Source organism: Rothia aerolata (genome assembly GCF_014635585.1).
In the GTDB taxonomy this organism is placed as follows: domain Bacteria; phylum Actinomycetota; class Actinomycetes; order Actinomycetales; family Micrococcaceae; genus Rothia; species Rothia aerolata.
Window position 1 is genome coordinate 140,192 of the sequence record NZ_BMDC01000004.1, and the last position, 20,344, is coordinate 160,535.

The following is a 20,344-nucleotide window of genomic DNA, read 5'->3' on the forward strand; positions in this document are numbered from 1 at the left end:
CTGAGGGGAAACACACGGGTTTCAAAGAGCCCCGGGCATGGCGTAATAAAGCCTGTTCACATTACATAAAACGCAACATCATGGCTTAAATCCCGGGCGAGTTCTAGTCTGAATGAATATAAGACCGGAACCCGAGGGAGTGCTGAGAACATGACCCATCAAACCATTGAAACCACCCATCTCGATAAGACAGATGCCGACCGTTTTAAAGAAGCCTTTGGCGCTCAGGCTGCCGGCGTAGCGATTATTACCGCTATCGGTAGCGATGGTAAGCCCGCCGGTATCACCCTCTCTTCCCTCTCATCTGTTTCGGCTGACCCCGCGATGGTTGCCTTCTCTTTCCAGGCGCGCAAGGGCACCCCCGAACGTATTGCCGACTCGGCATCTTTTCTCATTCACCTGGTAGATGCCGAGAACGTGCTCATTGCCAAGAACTTTGCCAACACCAACTACCCCAAGTTTGAAGACGAATCCACCTACGAATTTCTAGAAACCGGCGAGCCCATGCTCAAGGGCTTTGGCCGAGTTTTCCGCGTGGAGCCGGTTTCGGTGGTTGAGGCCAACCCGGCAATTGTCTTTCTGGCCAAGGTTACCGACTTTGTGAAACACGAACCGCAGGGCGCCACCCCGGTGGTCTACCACGCGCGCAAGTTCCACCAGCTGGGTGAGCACTACGAAATCTAACGCGAGCGGTGGATTTTAGGCTTAAATTTGCAAGAATTAAGCCTAAAATCCACCGTTCGGCCACAGAAGCAGAAAGGCACCCTCATGACTGATCTCCCCGCCTCCTACCCCTGGATTGAAAAGCTTGTTTCTCTGCCGACCATCGCAGAAACCTCTAACCTCGAGCTGATTCAGCTGGTAGCTGCCGAGTTTGAGAAGTACGGGTTTGAGCCGCACCTGACCTACAGTGACGACGCTCAGCGGGCCAATCTGTTCGTGACCGTTCCTGCCGCCGATGGGTCGCAGCAGGGCGGGCTAGTGATTTCCGGCCACACCGATGTGGTGCCGGTTGAGGGTCAGCCCTGGGACACCGACCCCTTCACCCCCACCGTCAAAGACGGCAAAATTTTTGGCCGCGGCGTAGCGGACATGAAGTCTTACCTGGCAGTGGCGCTGTGGCTCCTACCCGAGATTGCTCGAGCCCAGCTCACAAAGCCTCTGCACTTTGCCTTTACCTACGACGAAGAGATTGCCTGCGTGGGCGCTCCCCGCATGCTAGAAGACCTCAAAAAGCGCGGTATCAAGCCTGACTTTGCGATTATTGGCGAGCCCTCTAGCATGTATCCGATTGCCGCCCACAAGGGCGCCCATCGAGGCCGGGCGACCTTCACCGGCGTCGTCAAGCACGGTTCCCTCGCCCCGCACGGCGTCAACGCTGTGGCAGCTGCCGGAAAGTTCATTGCCTTTATTGAGGATCTTGCAGATTCCTGGCTTGAGAAGGGCCCCTTTGACGAGGGATTTGTTACCCCCACTTCCACCGCCGGCGCCAACTTTGTGCGCGGCGGCCTACAGTACAACATCGTGGGCGAGACCGCCGTGGTGGAGTACGACTTCCGCACGATTCCCGCCACCACCACTGACGAGGTGGTGAAGCTGGTGGAGCAGAAGCTCTTTGAAAACCTGCTACCCGAGCTGCGCGCCAAGGCAGAACGCGCCGAGCGCCTCTCGGGGGCTGAGCCGGGCAGCCTGCAAGAGAAGGTGGGCATCACCCACGAGCTGCTGGCGGCTGTTCCCGCGCTAGATACCGCCAAGGACGACGCGGTGCTGGCTCTCGGCGCGCAGCTGGTTGACCGCCCTGAGGTTCTTTCTTCTGACCTGGTGAAGGTCACCTACGGCACCGAGGCGGGCCAGTTTCAGAGGGCCGGTATTAATGCCATTGTGTGCGGCCCCGGCGATATTGCCCAGGCCCACGGGGCAAATGAGTGGGTTGAGATTTCTCAGATTGAAGAGTGCGAGCGGTTTATGCAGCGTGTGCTCGACTGGGCGCAGAGCTAAGTCCGTCTAGGGATTTGAGTCCCAGGGTTCCCGCGAGAGGCGATTTTTCTGCCCATAAAAAAGAGAAGCGGTGGCTGTACACTTCGCAAAAACAGCCACCGCTTCTTATAAAGTCCCATGTAAAAAGTTCTTGGCCCACCATGGGGGAATCTAGGCCAAGCCGTGTTGTCGAAAAAAGAGGCGATACCCTCGGGGTTGCCAGCAGGTTCGGAACTAGGGGGAAACCTTACCTGCACTCCTGCAACCACTTCAAAAAATTATCACAGCGAAAATTAGATTGCACTGGCAATCAGGTAAAAACTTTCTCCGTCATTAAAACTACTAGTCAGAACCACCTTTTAAGGGAAAATTTTTAGAGGTTCGGGCGAGTCGTTTAAGCGACAAATCGTCACAAGAGAGTGGTCATTCCTGACTTTCTGCCCCGCCAACAATCCCAAGCCATTACTAAGGCCCAACCCAGCACCGCTCCCAGGGTATTGAAGATCATGTCATCGACATCGAAGGTGCGGTAGCGGCAGTTGAAGTAGCCCCAGATTCCGGTCAGCTGGGTTAGCTCGATCAGCAAGGTTGTGGCGAAACCCGCCAGAAGTACCGAACGAAAACCTGCTCCCAAGAGCCAGCGCGCAAAAATACCAAAGGGAACAAAGAGCAAAATATTCATGTAGATCTGTACAAAGGGCCAGGTAAAGAACCTCAGCATTCCCAGCCCCTCGGTGGCATTCCAGGCCGACCGCAGGCTCCAACCGGCAAAAAAGCGAGGGTAATAGACGCTAGAGCCACACTTGAGAATGTTCGAATCGGGCAGGGGTAAAAAGGTAAAAGATATGACTCCTACGGCATACATGGTAACGAGAGGGGTAATCCAAAGCCATGAGCCGCCGGCCCTACCAGTCTTACGCCAGTGAATAAACCCCACCAGGGGAATTACCACCAGGCAGGCAAAAACACCCAGAACCACCGCCTGTTGAAGAATGGGGCCGCCCCAGCGAACGAGTGTATTCATACTGCCTGACTATAGAAAACGCCTACTAGCTTCCCATTCTACGGGCTAGAACCAATTCCTCTAAGAGATTTTGTTGTTCCCAAGCTGGCGCAGGGAAACTGTGAGATTATCAGCCGATCTCATTTTCGCAATGCAATACTCAGGATTCTCTTCCGGGTACTCAACTATATCCAGTTTTCCCGACCACTCGTGTTTGGAACTTGTCAGATACTCTTCAGCTCGAGTCTCACAGTTCATTGCCTCTGCTGAACCGGGGGAACGATGATAAACCACTTCCCCCACATGTTCTTCTGCACACGAGATTATTGCTGGATTCTCTTGCTGCCCGGCAAAACAAGCCCGGAGAGGGTCTGGGGTAGAGCTATATTCTCCCCAATGATTCTCTAGCGGGTAGTCGATTTTCTGCCCTACAGAAACCCTGCAGCTTCCTCCGGCCGGCTCAATCCTGACAGCTGGACTTAGGGAATCATAGAGAGGATTTCCACCGAGATAGCTAATAAGACCAGCCCCATCGCAGGGGTCTAGTGAGTTTATGATTTCACTTTGATGGGCCGAGTCGCAGGGGACAACAGAATCATTGTTGTAACACCCTACTGTATGAAATTTCTGTTGCGGTTCCACGTCAGAATTCATTGCTTCCGCAGAAGTCGCATGATTTCCAGGTGCTACCTCCGAGGTCTTCTCACTCTCACCAATATTTAAATTTACAGCAAGCAAAGTCGCAGAAACTATGGAAAACGATGGCACAAAAAGCTGTAGCGATACCCCACCACTCACCAAGAGAATGATGACTCCCCATATATAACCTCCCTTGCTGATTTTACACTGAGACCCTTTCTTCACAGATATAGATCTCTTTTTAGACATGCTTAATCCAGCTCAATGTCATAGATAACGGGAATGGAGCTGTCGCCTGAGGAGCAAGAGGAGTCATCAGAAGTTGTTGCGTAGAACTGCAAGAACACCGCGTTACGATCTTTAACAGGAACCTCAACCGAAGCCTCTTCATCGAAGCTAACCGTGGTTATATTTCCAAACTGCTTTGAACCATCAGTGACCCTTACATTGAGCGTACGATCGACCGCTGAATTATTCTCTAGAGCCACTTTAAACTTAAGGGATTCATATTTATGCCCAAGATTGAGCCTCAGCGTTTGAACAGATGAATCGTACTTATCTAGACCTGCTGTCTTAGGGGCCTCAACACACTGTCTAAGCTGTGTTCCCACCCCGGTGACATCCTCATGGGCTACGACATCATAGCTTCCATCCTGCCAAGAATCAGAAGCATCACTAAAATCCCCGAGGGTCAAAATTCACCCGCAGGCTTTTTCTCAACATTTCCTCCGGCAAAATCAGATGCACCGTCGCTGGTGGAAGAACTCATTGGTTCTTCAGCCAATGCAGAGCTTGATACAGAAGAGCTAGAACTTGAGAAAGCAGGCTCGGTAGTAGCTGCAATACTTGACTCCGAAACCTGCTCTGTAGGTTGCTGGTCAGATGAAGAATCTGGTGAAGATTGCCCAGCACAACCAGCTGTAAAAACAATCATCAGAGCAAAAGTAAAGAAGCTTGTGGTTCTACGCATTGGAAGACTCCAAATGTGTTGCAGTTTACATTCTATAGGAGCAAGTGTACGCCATTTACCCTAAATATCTGAGCGCTTCCCCTAGTAGGTACATAAATATACCCGCAGTTAAAAACCCACCCCGGCGGCGTCCTTCATCTCAACCTTACGTGCCCAACGTCTCCGGAAATAAAACCACCTAAAACCACATAAAGGCGTACTGTGAGAAGAAGAACCCCTAGCAAGCGATCCAAGGAGAAATCCGGTGGCAGAAGCAGAATCAGTACGCAGCGCAAAGCGAGTGGTGGAAACGCTGAAGAACCAGGGCGTGAAGTACGTGTTTGGTATTCCCGGCGCAAAGATTGACTCGGTCTACGATGAGCTGGCAGATGAGAAAGACATTGAGCTTGTTGTCTGCCGCCACGAACAAAACGCTATGTTCCTTGCCCAGGGCTGGGCGCGCGTGACCGGCGAGACCGGCGTGGCACTGGTGACTTCCGGCCCCGGTACCACCAACCTGGCCACCGGTCTGCTGACCGCCAACACCGAGCAGGATCCCGTGGTTGCCCTGGCCGGTACCGTGGGTCTGCCCGACCGCCTCAAGCGCACCCACCAGTCCATGGACGCCGTCAACTTCCTGGCACCCGTTACCAAGTCGTCGGTGGAGTCTACCTCCGCAGCCGACGTCACCGAGGCTGTAGCTAACGCTTTCCGCATTTCCCAGACCGAACCGCGCGGGGCCGCCGCCGTGATGCTGCCCGCCTCCGTGACCCGAGCAGAAACCACCGAGCAGGCCTTCCCCAAGCTGCCCGTTCCTAAGCTGGGCCACGCCGATACCGCGGCTATTGACGAAGCCGCCGAGCTCATCAAGCAGGCAGAGTGCCCGGTGATTCTGCTGGGTCTGCGCGGTGCAAACCCCGAGTCTACCGAGGCGGTGCGCCGCCTGCTGGCCAACACCGAGCTGCCCGTGGTGGAAACTTTCCAGGCATCGGGTGCGGTCTCTCGCGAGCTCGAAGATCACTTCCTGGGCCGCGTGGGCCTCTTCCGCAACCAGCCCGGCGACATCGCGCTGAACAAGTCAGACCTGGTCATCGCCGTGGGCTACGACACCGTGGAATACGATCCCTTCATCTGGAACGAGAAGCACGATCGCAAGATTATCCACATCGATACCGTGCCCGCCGAGCTCGATAACGCCTACGCTCCGGCGCTCGAGTTGCGCGGCAAGATTGCCACCACCGTTGATATGCTGACCGACCGCATTGCCGGCCGCAAGTGCAGCCCCAAGGGTAAGGAAATCATCAACGAGCAGCGCGCGGCTCTGGCCGAGATGGAATCCACCGCCCGCGCCCAGGAGGATTCCGAGAAGGGTGTGAACCCCGCCCGCCTGACCTTCGAAATCCGAGACATGCTCACCGACGACACCACCGTGGCCGCCGACATCGGATCCCATTCCATCTACCTGGCGCGCTACTTCCGCTGCTACGAGCCCCGCCACCTGCTCTTCTCCAATGGCCAGCAGACTCTCGGCGTTGCTCTGCCCTGGGCTATGGCGGCCTGCCTGGCGCGCCCGAATACTCCGGTGGTTTCTATTTCCGGTGACGGCGGTTTCCTCTTCTCTGCCGTGGAGTTAGAGACTGCCACCCGCCTGGGCCTGAAGATGGTTCACGTGATTATGCGCGATAACAAGTACGACATGGTCAAGTTCCAGCAGGAGCTACGCTACGGCCGCGATTCCGGCGTTGACCTGGGCGATTACGACTCGGTAAAGTTCGCTGAGTCTTTCGGCGCTAAGGGCTACCGCGTGCACACCCTCGAGGATTTCAAGACCGCCTTTGCCCAGGCCCTGGAGGAGGACGGCGTCTCCATCGTGGATGTAACCGTAGACTACACCGACAACGTAGACCTGGCGGCCCACCTGGATCAGAGCGCGCTGAACTAGGACGACGGCGCGCGATGGTTTATGCGCGATTGACCGCGAACTGGCCCTAGGTAGTGCCCATAAGCACTACCTAGGGCCAGTTCGCGGTCATTTCCTTAAGAAATTCTCTGCACCAGGTCGTTCACTCGAGCCTCGATATCATCGAGAATCAGGTTCATGCGTTCCTCGCCCTCGATTCCGTTCAGAGAGGGCTCCACGGTGCTCCACCGCTCTGACGGGGTTCCCTCGGGTAGGTCGAGGTGGGCCTCGTTACCCAGAAATACCACCAGGTCGCTCTGCTCAACCAGCTCGCCTTCGGCGGCTTTGGGGTACTCGCCTTCAACCGAATAGCCTCGAGCCTCTAGGGTTTGAACCGAAAGGCCGTTGAGGCTCTCGCCCGGCTGGGCTCCAGCAGAAAATACGCGAATATTTTCGGGCGCCCGGGCGCGCATTATCGAGGCAGCCATCTGAGATTTACCGCCATTTTTCTTGCATACAAACAAAACAGTTTTCATAAAGCCTTATATACACGAAAAATGACCGGCAAGTGGCCCTGGGCGGTACCAGTTGGTACTACCCAGGGCCACTTGCCGGTCAAACACAGAGACTCTCGCCACATCCAGGCTAGGCTCAGCGCGGCAGCGACGTATGGACTGAGCCCCGCCTACGATCGCTGAGCGATCGCGGGCGGGGCGAGGGAATCAGTTGCAGAGCGCTGAGTCTAGCCTTGCTAGCGTCTTGCAGAACGCTGAACTAAGCCCTACTAGCGTTCGTGCCGAATCGCGGTCAGGCTTAGACCGGCGCTCCCACCTTGACCAAAGAGAAGAGATCCTTGGGATCGTCAGGCTCTGCTACCAGGTCGATGAACTGCTGTAGGTCAGAATCCTTGGTGGCGTCGCGGCAGTAGCGCAGGCCCGAGAAGTCTGCGATGGCGAAGCCCACGGAATCGAAGAGAGTGATTTCCTCGTCTGAGGTGCGGCCGGGAGCGTCCCCGGTGAGTACCTTCCAGAACTCGACCACAGGGAAGTCGTCGTCCTTCTGCTGAATTTCGCCCTCAATGCGGGTCTGCGGGGGGAACTCAACGAAGACGGTGGAGCGGTCAAGAATAGCGCTGTCTAGCTCGGTCTTGCCGGGGCAGTCGCCGCCCACAGCGTTGAGGTGTACGCCGGGCTTTACCTGGGCGTCGGAGAGAATGGTGTTCTGGGCCTTGTCGGCGGTGCAGGTGGTGATGATGTCTGCATCAGCCACTGCCTCATCCACCGAAGACGCCAGGTGAATGCGGAAGCCCAGGGGCTCCATGTTGCGGCGGAACTTCTCCATGGCATCGGGGTCAGTGTCATAGATAGAGAGGTCTTCAATACCGAGCACCGCGCGCATGCCCAGCGCCTGGAATTCAGACTGGGAGCCGGCGCCAATCATTGCCATACGCTTGGAGTCGGGGCGTGCGAGCTTCTTTGCCACCATCGCCGAAACACCGGCGGTGCGCAGGGCCGTTAGCAGGGTCATTTCGGCCAGGAATACGGGGTAGCCGTTATCCACGTCTGCCAGCAGACCGAAGGCGGTCACGGTCTGGAAACCGCGGGCGGGGTTGGAGGGGTGACCGTTGACGTACTTGAAGGAGTAGGTCTCGTTATCCGAGGTGGGCATTAGCTCAATCACGCCAAAGGGGGTGTGGCTTGCTACTCGGGGAATCTTGTCAAAGCGCTCCCACTTTTTGAAGTCTTCTTCAATGTAGGGCACCATGCCGGAGATGATGTTTTCCACGCCGTCGCGCTGGATCCAGGCGGCCATGGATTTAACATCTACAAACTGGGTCATCAGGGGTTTCCTTTCGAACTAAAGCACCGGGAAAGGATATAGGTCACAGAATATAGAAATTTCTTTACGCCCGCGTCGCGCGAAGTGAACATATTTATCTATACAACTGCTCACTTTGCGCACCTACCTGTAACATTTTGCCTATGAGCCAGTTGAGTCAGCTTGAGCAGAAAGTTCTCGGCATTCTACGCAGGAATAGCCGCACCCCCGTCTCCGCAATGGCACAGGAGCTCGGGGTTACTCGAACCACGATTTCGCGCACTATCGCGCGCTTAGAGAACAGCGGTGTGGTGGTTGCGTATACGGTACGCACGCAGGACGACGACGCCCCGGCGGCGGTGCGCGCAATCGCCTGCGTGGAGCTGGAGAACACCACCACCAAGCAGGCGATTGCCGAGCTACGCGGCATTCCCGAGATTCAAACGATTTCCACCACCAACGGGGCCTGGGACCTAGTGCTGGAGCTTGAATGTGAAGACTTGGCGCACTTTGATGAGGCGCTACGGGCAATCCGCCAGACCCGCGGAATAGTCAATTCTCAGACCAACATTTTGCTCTCGAGCATCCGTGTATAAGCACCGCGCCTTGCGGGCGAGCGGCGGTAAGCCGGGCGGGCGGCGTCCTTGCACATCAAAAGAGGGGGTGCTGCCAGCGCAGCACCCCCTCTATTTGGCTTGGGCGATACGGAACTACTCCTCGAAGTGGTTCTTGATGTTTCCGCTACCGTGGTTGTAGTCGTCGTTCCTGAAGCGGTCGGTACCGTGGGTACGGGCGATGACCGGGAACTGGCCGGTGTAGCCGTCGCGCAGGGCGGCGTATTCGTAGACGCGCTTGCGCACCACGAACCAGCCGCCAATCAGCAGCGGAATCACCACGAGCAGGGAGATGAGGGTCCAGGTGCCTACGGGGTAGTCGAAGGCAATCAGAACCATCACACCGGCAATGAATACAATCACTGCCCAGTCTGCGAAGCGGCCGCCGGGAGCGCGGTAGCCGGGGCGGGTGTACTGGCCCTGCTTCACCAGAGAGAGGAACTTCTGGTGGGAGAGCGCAATGGCAGCCCAGCTTGCCATGGTGCCGATTGCCGCGATGTTGAGCACGATTTCAAAGGCTTCTTCGGGCACCCAGTAGTTGAGGGCAACACCGAAGAGCGCCACCACAGCGGTGAGCAGAATACCCGCCACAGGCACACCACCCTTAGAGATCTTTGCGGCGATCTTGGGCGCGGAGCCAGCCACTGCCATGGAGTGCAGAATACGGCCGGTAGAGTACATACCTGCGTTCATGGACGACGCCGCTGCGGTGATAACCACCAGCTGCATGATGGGTGCCGCGTAGTCTACACCCACTGACTCGAAGAAGGTTACGAAGGGAGACTCGTTATCGGAGTACTGGGTGTAGGGGAGCAGCAGGCAGAGCAAGACAACCGAGCCCACGTAGAAAACCGCAATGCGCAGAACCACGGTGTTGATAGCGCGGGGAATAATGCGCTCAACGTCCTTGGTCTCACCGGAGGTGGTGCCCACCAGCTCAATACCTGCGTAGGCAAACACAACACCCTGAACCACGATCAGCGCCGGGAGCATACCGTTGGGCAGCATACCGCCGGAGTCAGCAATCAGGTGGAAACCGGTGGGCTGGCCCGAAGGGCTACCGAAGATGAGGAAGCAGATACCCACCACCATAAAGGTCAGCAGGGCAACGATCTTAATCAGCGCGAACCAGAATTCCATCTCGCCAAAGACCTTGACGGAAACCAGGTTCAGGGCAACCACAATCACCACAACAATGAGTGCTAACACCCACTGGGGAATGGCGGAAACAGCATCGCTGTACTGGCCAAACCAGGCGATATAAATAGCGATTGCGGTGGCATCTGCAACGGCAGTCATGGCCCAGTTCAACCAGTAAAGCCAGCCGGCTACATAGGCTGACTTTTCGCCGTAGAACTCGCGAGTGTAGGAGACGAAGGAGCCCGAGGAAGGGCGGTGGACGATAAGCTCACCCAGGGCCCGCAGAATCAGGTAGCCGAAGAAGCCACAGACCGCGTAGATAATTGCCAGCGAGGGGCCGGCTGCCTGAAGACGGCCACCGGTGCCCAAAAATAGGCCGGTACCGATGGCCGAACCGATGGCAATCATCTGGAGCTGGCGAGCGCCAAGGCCCTTGTGAAAGCCCTCTTGCTCGTGGGCGAAAGGATCTTCCATGGGCTGCTGAGGTGGTTGATCAGAGGTATTAGGTTTTACAGAAGGCAAGGGAACCTCACTCGTTAAATGCGCAGTATCACGCATGATGAGATAGGGGCATTCCGGCTACGAGATTCCCGGTGCAAATGGTCATGTAGCCGAATGTGTTAAGTACGACATAACCATAACCCAAGCAAGTGTCTTATGTCACAATCGGAATATGTAGTTTTCCTAAAGTTTACAAATTACCTCTTCTACAAATTCCACCAGGTCTGAGGCTGTGGTGATGTAGTACTTTTCTGCCAGCACCCTGCCCTGGGCGGGCAAGTCCAGGGTGATACCGCCAATGTCTGCCAGCCCAAAGCTAGAACCCGCCAGAGCTGCGGCGGGCCCGGCAGCGGAGTCCTCCTCGGTCAGAGTAAAACCGTAGGCGGTGGTGTCTGCCCAGCTGATATTGAGCACCAGGGTCTTGCCCTTGTGTAGCCAGGTGAGGTCGGCGTCGTCCACGTATTCACCATCGAGCTCTAGCCCGCCGGCGTATTCGAGGTGCCAGCCGTGTTTTTTAGCCAGAGAGTAGGCGGTTTCTTTGATACCGGTATTTTGCATACCCCCACCTTAACCGCGAGGGGGTCTAGTAATCCACCGGATCCCGCACGATGGGGCAGGTCATGCAGTGTCCGCCGCCGCGACCGCGCCCCAACTCACCGGAGGCAATAGTAATCACCTCAACCCCCGCCTTCTCTAACAGGGCGTTGGTGTGGATATTGCGGTCGTAACCCACCACCACACCGGGAGCCAGGGCAACCAGGTTATTGCCGTCGTCCCACTGCTCACGCTCCGCCTGAAAAACCGAGCCGCCAGTGGGGATTACCCGCAGCCGATCCAACCCCAGGGCCCGCGCCACCACATCCACAAAGGGCTCGGTTTCAAACTCGATAGAGAAGCCCGCAGCATTATCTTCGGGCCGCAGGGAGATGGGCTTAATAGAATCGACCACCTCGCTGAAGACCGTCACAATATCGCGGTCGCAGAAGGTAAAGACAGTGTCGAGGTGCATGGAGGCACGGTCGGGCTTCATACCCGCCACCACAATGTGCTCGGCGGCGCCAGCAGCAAAAAGACGACGCGCCAGTTGCGAGATTGCCTGCCAGCTAGACCGCTCCCCCATGCCAATGAGCACCACGCCTGCCCCCACCGGCATAATGTCGCCGCCCTCAAGGGTGGCAAGGCCCTGGTCTTGGTCAACATCGCCGTACCAAATCTCAAAGTCCCGCCCCGCGAATCTGGGGTGGAAGGTATAGATTGCGGTGGTCAGCAGAGTTTCCTCCCGCCGTACCCGCCAGTGCATGGGGTTCAGGGTAACACCCCCATAAATCCAGGCAGTGGTGTCGCGGGTGAACTGGGTATTGGGCAGGGGCGGCAGCAGAAAGTTGGTGGGAACCTTGGTCTGCGCCAGGGTGGAAACCACCGAGCTGGACTTTCTCAAATCACCCGGCAGGTCATCAAAAACAATGCCCCCAATGAGGTGCTCCGCCAGATAGTGGGAGGGGAGCTCTTCAAGCCAGCCCTTCAACTCTTCAGAAACGCCCAGACCCACCATGTTGGGCGAGAGCGAGCGCGAAAGCAGCCACTCCCGGGCCTCTTTGATTTCCAGGGTTTCCGCTAGCAACTGATGGAGTTCGAGCACCTCCACCCCGCGCTCCCTCATTTTCTGGGTGAAGTCGCGGTGGTCCTGCTGAGCTTTGGCCACCCAGATTACGTCATCAAAGAGGAGGTCTTTGCAGTTGCTGGGGGTGAGTCGTTGGTGGGCCAGGCCCGGCTCGCAGACCAGCACCTCGCGCAGGGTTCCCACTTCTGACCACACCCCCAACTCGCGAGGGGTCACATATCGTTCAGAAATGGTGGGTTGTGGGCTATTTTTTGATTGATATGTGACCCCTCGCGGAGTGGTGGGGGTTTCGTGAGCCTGCATGAGACCTCCTTCACACGGGTTTGGCTCTAGCTTACCGCGCCGCCCAGCGCCAGCCCCAGCCCGGCAACCACAAAGCAGAGCACCGCCTGGCCGAAGAGCAAGAAGAGCGCCCCCAGAACCCCTCGCTCACCTGAGCTTTTCACACCGGGGGAAGTCGCAACTTTCACCCGACTCACCGTCTCCACCATAGCGGTGGAGAAGGTGGTGAAGCCCCCGAGAAAGCCGGTGCCGATGATTAAGGACGCCGCCCGCGCGGCTTCACTGCCCCAGGTCAAGGAGAGCGCGCCGGCAGTTAGCGCCGTCAACCAGCCGAGTGCAAAGGAACCCAGCAGGTTGATGGTCAGGGTTCCCACCGACAGGGGGTGGGACCAGTGTTTTTTAATCAGAGAATCGAGAGAAAAACGGCAGAAGGCGCCAGCGCCGCCGCCCAGAAAGATACCGAGGAAAATCAGAAAATTCACCGGATACCACCCTTTTCCGGTTGGCGTTTCACGTGAAACGCCTGCCGGGAAGCGGTTTTCTCAGCACCCCAGACCCCCAGAAAACAGGCCACAAAACCCAGGCACAGACTCGCCAGAGCGTAGAGAAAAAACCCGCCCCAAGCGTCGTCCTGAATCAGCTCAATCGACCCCACCGCAAAGGAGGAATAGGTGGTGAAGCCGCCCATAAACCCTGTACCCACCGCCAGCCGCACGGTGCGGCGGCGAGCACCGGAAGGCGAGGAGTCTTCGGGGCCACTTAGGGCAAGAAAGGTCAGCAGAAAGCCCAGGGCAAAAGCACCCAGCACATTGATCACCAGGGTCACCGGCAGGGCAGGGAAAAGAAGCCCCAAGATCCAGCGAAGAGAGGCGCCGACACCACCGCCACAGAAGACCAGCAAGCCGGCGGGAATTTTTTGTTCTTTCACGTCTCTACGGTACACCCGTGCCTTGCAGAGGGTGAGCCCCGGAGTGCCCAGAGGGCGGCCGCAGGGCAGGCAAGAGCTGGAACCCGGCGCCACCGGCGGGGCATAATAGAGACTCCATTCCATCTGCCGCACCCAGGTGCCCCAGAGAAAGTTCCGCCATGGTTTTACCCGCTCCGCGCATCCACCGTTCCCACACCTCAGATGAACGTGAACACGTGCAGCTGCTTCTACAGGTAGCCCGGCTCTACTACGAACAGGGTGCCACCCAGGCCCAGATTGCTAAAAAGGTGGGCTACTCCCGGCCTACCGTCTCGCGCCTGCTGACCGAGGCGCGCGAGCAGGGGGTGGTGCACATTCGCATCAACCATCCGCTGGAACGTGCCATGTCGATGGAGGTGGAGCTGGCAGAGAAGTTCGGCCTGCACGATGCCCGCATTGCCGAATCCAGCGACCTTGCCGGGCTCACCCAGAAGATTGCCCGTTGCGCCGCCGACTATCTGGTGGAAACCTCCTACGAGGACTCGGTGATTACCGTCTCCAACGGTTTTGCCGTGAACGCCACGATCGAGGCGATGCCGCAGATGAACTGGGCGCAAACACGGGTGGTGCAGGCGATTGGCTCAGTCAATGATTCCGAGGTGATGGTCGATTCCTCAGAAACCTGCCGCCGCCTGGCCAGCCGCCTGGGCGGCCGCCACTACGCCCTGCCCGCTCCCCTGCTGGTGGATTCGCCAGAGGTAGCAACCTCGCTCACCCATTCCCGCCAGGTTGCCTCAATTCTTGAGCTGGGCGCCCGCGCCGATTTTGCCCTGGTGGGTATTGGCACGATTGACCGCGGCCGCGAGGGGCACGTATTCAATGGACTCACGGACGCCGCCGTGAGTGAGGTTCTCGACCGTGAGGGCGCGGTGGGGCATGTGTGCGGCCACCACTTCAACGCCGCCGGTGAGCACGTGAGAACACCCCTGTGCAACCGAACCATTGGCATCACCCTAGAACAGCTACGCGAGCTCCCGCGGGTGATTGGGGTTTCCTGGGGCGAGCAGAAGGTTCCGGCTATCCGCGCCGCACTGCTGGGCGGCTTTATCTCGGCACTGGTGACCGATAGGACGACGGCGCAGGCGCTGCTGGACTCCTAGGGCTTAAATAAAAAGAAAGCAAACAGAGTAAATAACAAGCATGCCTGCTATTCACTCTGCTTACTTCCTATTAAACATTTCACCCCAAAAGCTTTTAGGGGAAACCATCATAAAGCTTCTAATATCTCGGTTGAACGGTATTGGACAACCACTGAGAAGTAAATGATTCAGAGTATCCGTTGGCGGTCATAAACGACTCGGAGAACTGCACATAATAGGTGCGCATAATCCGATAGCAGGAGTAGCGGTCAATGGTCACCCGGGTGCGCAGAATGCTATCGGGCCAGGAGGGCTCAGTGGCGCCCTTGGGAATGGTCTGAGCGGTGCGCACGCCCGTATAGGTAAAGGTATAAACATCGGTGAGCACTCCATTGACCGTTTGGCGCACCGGACCCGAGACCGTGTAGGCGCCGCCGGTCACGGCAATGGACTTGATCGGGCCCACCGGAAAGGCCGCCTTGAGCTCAAAACGCCCAAGTGTTGCGGTGGTAATCGGAGAGTCGTAATCCCAGGCCTGAACAGCAAAGCCTGCCGGTCGCCCATCCACGCTCATAGCTGTATCGAAGGTGAAATAGTCGTAGTGGACAGTCCCGCTATAGCAACCGTTAGAGGCATACCAGTCAGTGGCCAACCACGAGAGTGATAGCTCGTATTCAGGCTTGGACGACGCCGCGTAGGCGGGAACACTGGCAGAGGCAACAACTGCGGGTGTAGCCCAGGCAAGCCCCTTGGCCAGGGTTCTGCGCGATACTTCTGAAGTCATATAATTTCCCCAAGTTAATGTGCATAGTGTGAGGATTTCAAAAACGTGTGGAGGTTTTTAAAATCCGTGCAGCTCTGGTGGCTGAAGAATTAATAGTACTATTAACGGGTGAAATTTATTATGTGATATAGCATACAAAAATAAGAAGCAAACGAATTTTTAGCGCCCATTTCTGCAGGGAAAATGCAGGAAATACGCCTTCCGTACAGAAGTTACCCCTGGGTTTACCCGAAAGAAATACGCCCGGCCTCAGCCAGGTCTTCGCGCACAGCGCCGCTACGGGCAAACTCGGCCCAGATTCCCCGCAGGGCAGACCCCTGCACAGCTCGCTCATAGGTACTTGAGCCCGCCAAGAGCTTGGAACCCTCCCAGGCGGGGTTGTCAAAGAGTAGCGCCAGCTCGGTGCAGTGGGCTGAATAAAGGTAGTGCAGCGAGTGCCCCACCGCCAGCGAATAGCTAGTACCCACCCCGCCAGCACTCCGGTGCCGGGCAATCAAATCTCGGGCAGGCTGTTGATAAAGATCGCGGGTTCCCTTACGAATCAAACTCTCTCTAGCACCCCGTAAGAAAGGTAACCGCGGCAGAAAATAGGCAGCCTCCCTTAAATTGGCCCCCACCAGAAGATCAACCGAACCGGCAACAAACCGCCAGGCAGAGTCCGCCTCTTCTAAAGACGGAAGCGGATAGTGCCCATACTGGGTTCCAAAGGGCATCATGGCAGGGTAAAAACCGCCCACCAGCGGATTGCCAAAAACATTCTTCCAGGAGGCTACTCCAAAGTCAGAGGCGGGAGCATCATCGGCAAGAGAGGCGGTCTTTTTCAGCAGGTGCTTAGCCAGGGATTCCTTGTGGTTCACCAGATCCAGCGGTGCCGACTGCGAAATCACCCGCCGCACCAGCCCCTCTGACACCACTCCCTCGGTCAGCAGAAGCTGGGTTGCCAAATCGCCACCCGCCGACTGCCCAAAGACCGTCACATTAGCGGGGTCGCCGCCAAAAGAAGAGATATGGGTGGCTACCCAGCGTAGCGCCTCGCGCACATCGAGCAGGCCCAGATTTGCAGGCCGCTGCGGTGAGCCACCCAGAAAGCCCAGCAGTCCCAGCCGAAAAGTCACCCGAACCACCGCCACGCGCTCGTCCAGCACCAGGCGCGCGGGAATGTAGCGAGCGCCGTCCCCCGATCCCGCCACATAGGAGCCGCCGTGGAGGTAGACCATCACCGGTAGCTTCTCCCCCGCGGAATAGTCAGCGGGAAAAGAAACGGTGAGGTTTTGGCAGTCCTCGCTCATGAGCACCGACTGGCGAATATCGCCGTCCTTACCGCGCAGGAACTGCGGGGCGGCGGGGGCGGGAGTATCGGCAACAAAAGGATTTCCGAAGTCGGTGAAATTCACCGGGTAGGGACGGCCGAAGCGGCGCGCCCGCGCGTAGGGCACACCGCGGGCTTCAAGGTAGGTGCCGCGGCTTTTAGCAGAGGACGACGCCGCGCCCGGGTCTTCGAGCTCCAGCGCCAAAAGTTCGCCGCTGGGCGTTGAGATGGCTTGCATGGGTTCCTTCCAGAGTGAAGAGGGCCTACTCCGCGGCCAGGGGTAGGCGGCAGGTAAATTCGGTGTAGCCCGGCCTGGATGAGACCGAAATGGAGCCCCCGTGAGCCTCCAAAATCGCTTTCACGATGGGCAGGCCCAGGCCGGTGGTGCCGTCAGAACCCGACCGAGCCCTATCTGCCCGGCTAAAGCGGTCAAAGATTTTATCGATAAAGTCGGGAGAAATTCCCGCCCCGTTATCGGAGACCCGCAGCAGGGCTTCGCGGCTCTCAGGGGAGATGTCCAGGCTGGCGGTCACCACGGTTCCGGGGTCGGTATGCTTTCGGGCATTGGAGAGCAGGTTGACCAGAACCTGCTGGAGCTGGGCGGGGTCTGCCCACACCTCTACCGGCTGCTCGGGCAAATCCATCTTCCAGGTGTGGTCCCCGGCCGCTACCTGAAAGTCCGAGACGTTTTCAATGAGCAGTTCGGTGAGGTCAACGGTGGCTTTTTCGGGCTCCCGCCCCTCGTCCAGGCGCGCCAGCAACAGCAAATCTTCTACCAGGCGGCTCATGCGGTGGGTCTGCGACTCAATCCGGTCTACCGACTGCTCACCAGATTCACTGAGGTTCTCTGTCCAGCGGATGAGATCTGAGTAGCCCCTAATAGCCGCCAAGGGGGTTCGCAACTCGTGGGAGGCATCGGCGATGAAATCGCGCATCTGATCTTCGGTTCGCTGCCGGTCTTTCAGGGCTGTCTCCACGTTATCCAACAACTGGTTCAGGGCAAAGCCCACCGCGCCCACCTCAGAGTCGGGGTGAGAGTCTTCTACACTCACCCGGCCGTGGGGAAGCATCTCGGTGGAAAGGTTGGTGTGGGCCACCGCGGTGGCAACGGAAGAAACCCTCTCCAGAGGCTTCATGGTGCGGCGAATAATCCAGGAGCCGAGCCAGCCCGCCAAGACGATAACCGCCGCAGAGCCCAAGGCCATCACCAACGCCAGCACGGCCAGGGTGGTGTGCACATCGTGCAGAGGAATTCCTGTAATTACAAAAACTTCAGACTCTCCGGGAACCGCATTCGACTCCACCAGATAGTCACCCCGGTCGAGATCCACCTCCACCGGATTGCTGGTAGTAGGAACCTCCGCCAGCACGGCCCGGTCAGCCTCGCTCAAGGTCTGAAACTGCCCGCCGCTATCTAAAATGCCAGAGAAAATAACCTCCCCCTGCTTCAGGCAGGCGCTGACGGTACCGGCCCCCTGCCCTGGCGCATCCAGCGGCCCCCTCCCCCTCTCGGCGGAGCAGACCTGCTGCGAAGCGGAGGACGCCGCGGCGTCGTCCTCATCCCCCGGACTAAAGGTCACCGCGCGGTGGGCGGCTTCAGAAAGCCGCCCGGCAGCCTGCCCCATCAGGGAGTTCTGAAGGGTCAGATAGCTCGAAACGCCGATAATCAAGCAGGCGATACCCAGCATTACCACCAGAATGGCGGTGAGCTTGGTGCGCAAGCGGGGCATGCGGTGAAGGTTCATGCGGTCGCGGGCTTAATCACGTAGCCGGCACCGCGCACGGTATGAATCATAGGCTCCCTCCCCGCATCAATCTTCTTCCGCAGGTAGGAGATATAGAGCTCCACGATATTCGCCTGGCCACCAAAGTCATAGTTCCACACGTTGTCGAGAATCTGAGCTTTAGACACCACCCTCTTAGCGTTCTCCATCAGGTAGCGCAGCAGCTCAAACTGGGTGGCGGTCAGCGCAATATCCTCACCTGCCCGTCGCACCTCTCGGGTATCAATATTCAGCACCAGGTCACCGACCACCAGCTCAGCACTATCAGCCGTTGCCACCCCCGAACGCTGCACCAGCCGGTGCAGGCGAATCATGACTTCTTCCATAGAGAAAGGCTTGGTCACGTAATCATCAGCGCCAGCAGCAAGGCCAACAACGCGGTCATCCACCGAATCCTTGGCAGTGAGAAAGAGGCAGGGAACGTGGGGGTACCACTTTCGAACCCGGGAAAGCAGCTCCACGCCGTCAAAACCGGGCAGCATAATATCTAGCACCAGCACATCGGGGCGCCAGCCCTTCACCAGCTCTAGCGCCTCGGGGCCGCTTGAGGCAGAGCGAACCTCCCAGCCAATCATGCGAAGCCCAACGCTAATGAGCTCCTCCAGCATCACCTCATCATCAACCACCAGGGCTTGAATGGGTGAACCATCGGGATGCTCTAGCTTGGGTAGACTCTTTGCGATCTCAGTTGCTTTGCTGCTCATACTGTATAGACTAGCCGGGCGGCTAGTTGACCGGCACTCTCAGAGTGGCTGTTTTGCGGCTTTTGAACCAGCCTCTCAGGAACTTTTGCGCACATCTTACAGCGTTGAAAATATTTACTTAGGGCAACCTAAGAATGTCGAAAAATAGACAGAACACCATGATGAAAGTAAGCCGCATTTACTTTAAGACCTATCGCAACCATGCTCTGACTAGGGGGAACTCTCAACCTGGTGGAAAACTGGGTAAAAAATAATGAGACCCAAGTTACCCTCAAGTAGGACAAAAATTTTTTCTAAAATTACTTGCACCCGAAAGCTATCTGTGAATATACTTTAACCGTTGTCAACTATTACACCCGCAAGGGTGTGTGCGAGACTGAACCGCTGAGCACGGCTCGCGGTTCCTTTAGACTGGTTCGCACCGGTGGTTGTGGTTCCCCCCGGTGCGAACCTTTCTAACCACGGCCCGCGGGTTTCAGGTTCCTGAGACCCGCGGGTTTTTCTATACCACCGGGGCTCGGTCACTATCCCCTCCCTGCGTTAAAGAGCTAGCCTCTGGGGTTATTAGGCAGAAAAGTGTGTCCCGCCCCGGGCTTCGCTTATACCTTTGGCACTTCAGTGGAAATCTACAAAACCACAAAGTTGCAGTTTTGGTTCTTAAAACCTCTGAATAAGAACCAAAACTGCAACTTTTGGGTTATGGGTGCCGACTCAATGAGACAGAGCGGTCGTATAGGCTGCCATGATCGTCGAGTGGCCAATTTATGACCGTTTTTCTCCGATTTTCGGTTTAAAAATGGCCTCTCGCGGAAGCTCGGTAGGTAAAGTACAAGCTTCTTCTTTGTCGGGCTGGCGTCGGTACACCTGTGTTCCCTGGGTACACGTCTAGACGTGTACCCAGGGAACACAGGTGTACCTTTGTCCTTTCAAACGGGTTTTGCTTGTACCTTAGGTCTACCCACAGGAATCTACGTGTACCGAGATCCTGTTTCAGCGCAAAATCCAGGAATACCCCATATCGCAGGTGCTGGAATTTTGGGTGGTAGTGGGTTGAGGTTAGTTTCTGGGACTAAGTTGTGGGGTTGGTTGTTTTCTGGCTGTGAGGGCGTTGGGGATACACTTTTACCCCATACCCCTATCCAACCCCGCCCCAGCATGATTCAACGCCTCAAACCAAACAATAATAGCAATCGACAGAGTCGTCACTAGGTCAGGAGTCAACTCACAAGCTATCGCTAATAGGTGATTGCATTAGATCGCATGCTATTGAATG

At 57.0% G+C, this 20,344-nt stretch carries 20 protein-coding genes; 6 read left to right on the forward strand and 14 right to left on the reverse strand.

Going from position 1 to position 20,344, the window contains the following annotated elements:
- Positions 1-150: 150 nt before the first annotated feature.
- A complete protein-coding gene (locus IEV00_RS10065; protein WP_188360235.1) occupies positions 151-684 on the forward strand; it encodes a flavin reductase family protein in 534 nt (177 codons plus the stop codon).
- A gap of 84 nt (positions 685-768) precedes the next feature.
- Positions 769-1,998 (forward strand): acetylornithine deacetylase, encoded by a 1,230-nt coding sequence (gene argE / locus IEV00_RS10070; RefSeq protein ID WP_188360236.1) that lies wholly within the window; start codon positions 769-771, stop codon positions 1,996-1,998.
- 388 nt (positions 1,999-2,386) lie between these two features.
- Here the strand turns inward: argE and IEV00_RS10075 are convergent, their stop codons facing one another.
- The 3 genes from IEV00_RS10075 to IEV00_RS10085 are packed head-to-tail and all read right to left on the reverse strand — an operon-like array spanning position 2,387 to position 4,230.
- Positions 2,387-3,001 carry a VanZ family protein gene (locus IEV00_RS10075; RefSeq protein ID WP_188360237.1) on the reverse strand — a complete coding sequence of 205 codons (615 nt, stop codon included), beginning with the start codon at positions 2,999-3,001 and terminating at the stop codon, positions 2,387-2,389.
- Positions 3,002-3,061: 60 nt separating this feature from the next.
- The gene (locus IEV00_RS10080) at positions 3,062-3,868 is read right to left on the reverse strand and encodes a hypothetical protein (protein ID WP_188360238.1); all 807 of its coding nucleotides are present in this window, start codon (positions 3,866-3,868) and stop codon (positions 3,062-3,064) included.
- Between the two features lie 2 nt (positions 3,869-3,870).
- Entirely contained in the window at positions 3,871-4,230 is a 360-nt protein-coding gene (locus IEV00_RS10085) for a hypothetical protein (RefSeq protein WP_188360239.1), read from the reverse strand.
- A gap of 15 nt (positions 4,231-4,245) precedes the next feature.
- Here IEV00_RS10085 and IEV00_RS10090 point away from each other — a divergent pair, with 15 nt between their 5' ends.
- Both IEV00_RS10090 and alsS read left to right on the forward strand, forming a co-directional pair.
- Complete coding sequence (locus tag IEV00_RS10090; RefSeq protein WP_188360240.1) at positions 4,246-4,653, forward strand: hypothetical protein; 408 nt, start codon at positions 4,246-4,248, stop codon at positions 4,651-4,653.
- A 180-nt stretch (positions 4,654-4,833) separates the two neighbouring features.
- Positions 4,834-6,510, forward strand: coding sequence for an acetolactate synthase AlsS (alsS, locus tag IEV00_RS10095; protein ID WP_188360241.1), 1,677 nt, complete (start codon positions 4,834-4,836; stop codon positions 6,508-6,510).
- A gap of 95 nt (positions 6,511-6,605) precedes the next feature.
- On the opposite strand, the gene IEV00_RS10100 is transcribed toward alsS, so the two are convergent.
- On the reverse strand, positions 6,606-7,004 hold the full coding sequence (locus IEV00_RS10100; RefSeq protein WP_188360242.1) for an arsenate-mycothiol transferase ArsC: 399 nt from the start codon (positions 7,002-7,004) through the stop codon (positions 6,606-6,608).
- A 277-nt stretch (positions 7,005-7,281) separates the two neighbouring features.
- Positions 7,282-8,307 carry an ornithine cyclodeaminase gene (gene ocd / locus IEV00_RS10105; protein WP_188360243.1) on the reverse strand — a complete coding sequence of 342 codons (1,026 nt, stop codon included), beginning with the start codon at positions 8,305-8,307 and terminating at the stop codon, positions 7,282-7,284.
- A gap of 143 nt (positions 8,308-8,450) precedes the next feature.
- Here ocd and IEV00_RS10110 point away from each other — a divergent pair, with 143 nt between their 5' ends.
- Positions 8,451-8,882: an Lrp/AsnC family transcriptional regulator gene (locus IEV00_RS10110; protein ID WP_188360244.1), complete on the forward strand. Its 432-nt coding sequence runs from the start codon at positions 8,451-8,453 to the stop codon at positions 8,880-8,882.
- A gap of 114 nt (positions 8,883-8,996) precedes the next feature.
- Here IEV00_RS10110 and IEV00_RS10115 read toward each other — a convergent pair whose 3' ends face one another.
- The 5 genes from IEV00_RS10115 to IEV00_RS10135 form a co-directional block, all read right to left on the reverse strand.
- Positions 8,997-10,514: an amino acid permease gene (locus IEV00_RS10115; RefSeq protein WP_188360245.1), complete on the reverse strand. Its 1,518-nt coding sequence runs from the start codon at positions 10,512-10,514 to the stop codon at positions 8,997-8,999.
- Between the two features lie 210 nt (positions 10,515-10,724).
- Positions 10,725-11,099 (reverse strand): hypothetical protein, encoded by a 375-nt coding sequence (locus tag IEV00_RS10120; RefSeq protein ID WP_188360246.1) that lies wholly within the window; start codon positions 11,097-11,099, stop codon positions 10,725-10,727.
- A gap of 25 nt (positions 11,100-11,124) precedes the next feature.
- Entirely contained in the window at positions 11,125-12,378 is a 1,254-nt protein-coding gene (gene arcA, locus IEV00_RS10125) for an arginine deiminase (protein WP_229723189.1), read from the reverse strand.
- 113 nt (positions 12,379-12,491) lie between these two features.
- Positions 12,492-12,926: a fluoride efflux transporter FluC gene (locus tag IEV00_RS10130; protein WP_188360248.1), complete on the reverse strand. Its 435-nt coding sequence runs from the start codon at positions 12,924-12,926 to the stop codon at positions 12,492-12,494.
- Positions 12,923-13,372: a fluoride efflux transporter FluC gene (locus tag IEV00_RS10135; protein WP_229723190.1), complete on the reverse strand. Its 450-nt coding sequence runs from the start codon at positions 13,370-13,372 to the stop codon at positions 12,923-12,925. Before IEV00_RS10135 ends, IEV00_RS10130 begins: the two co-directional genes overlap by 4 nt.
- A gap of 158 nt (positions 13,373-13,530) precedes the next feature.
- Here IEV00_RS10135 and IEV00_RS10140 point away from each other — a divergent pair, with 158 nt between their 5' ends.
- Positions 13,531-14,511, forward strand: a complete 981-nt coding sequence (locus tag IEV00_RS10140; RefSeq protein WP_188360250.1) for a sugar-binding transcriptional regulator — start codon at positions 13,531-13,533, stop codon at positions 14,509-14,511.
- A 118-nt stretch (positions 14,512-14,629) separates the two neighbouring features.
- Here the strand turns inward: IEV00_RS10140 and IEV00_RS11180 are convergent, their stop codons facing one another.
- The 4 genes from IEV00_RS11180 to IEV00_RS10160 form a co-directional block, all read right to left on the reverse strand.
- A complete protein-coding gene (locus IEV00_RS11180) occupies positions 14,630-15,274 on the reverse strand; it encodes a hypothetical protein (RefSeq protein ID WP_229723191.1) in 645 nt (214 codons plus the stop codon).
- Between the two features lie 224 nt (positions 15,275-15,498).
- Entirely contained in the window at positions 15,499-16,821 is a 1,323-nt protein-coding gene (locus IEV00_RS10150; protein ID WP_188360251.1) for a carboxylesterase family protein, read from the reverse strand.
- A gap of 25 nt (positions 16,822-16,846) precedes the next feature.
- On the reverse strand, positions 16,847-18,328 hold the full coding sequence (locus IEV00_RS10155) for a sensor histidine kinase (RefSeq protein ID WP_188360252.1): 1,482 nt from the start codon (positions 18,326-18,328) through the stop codon (positions 16,847-16,849).
- The gene (locus IEV00_RS10160; protein WP_188360253.1) at positions 18,325-19,071 is read right to left on the reverse strand and encodes a response regulator transcription factor; all 747 of its coding nucleotides are present in this window, start codon (positions 19,069-19,071) and stop codon (positions 18,325-18,327) included. Before IEV00_RS10160 ends, IEV00_RS10155 begins: the two co-directional genes overlap by 4 nt.
- Positions 19,072-20,344 lie beyond the last annotated feature (1,273 nt).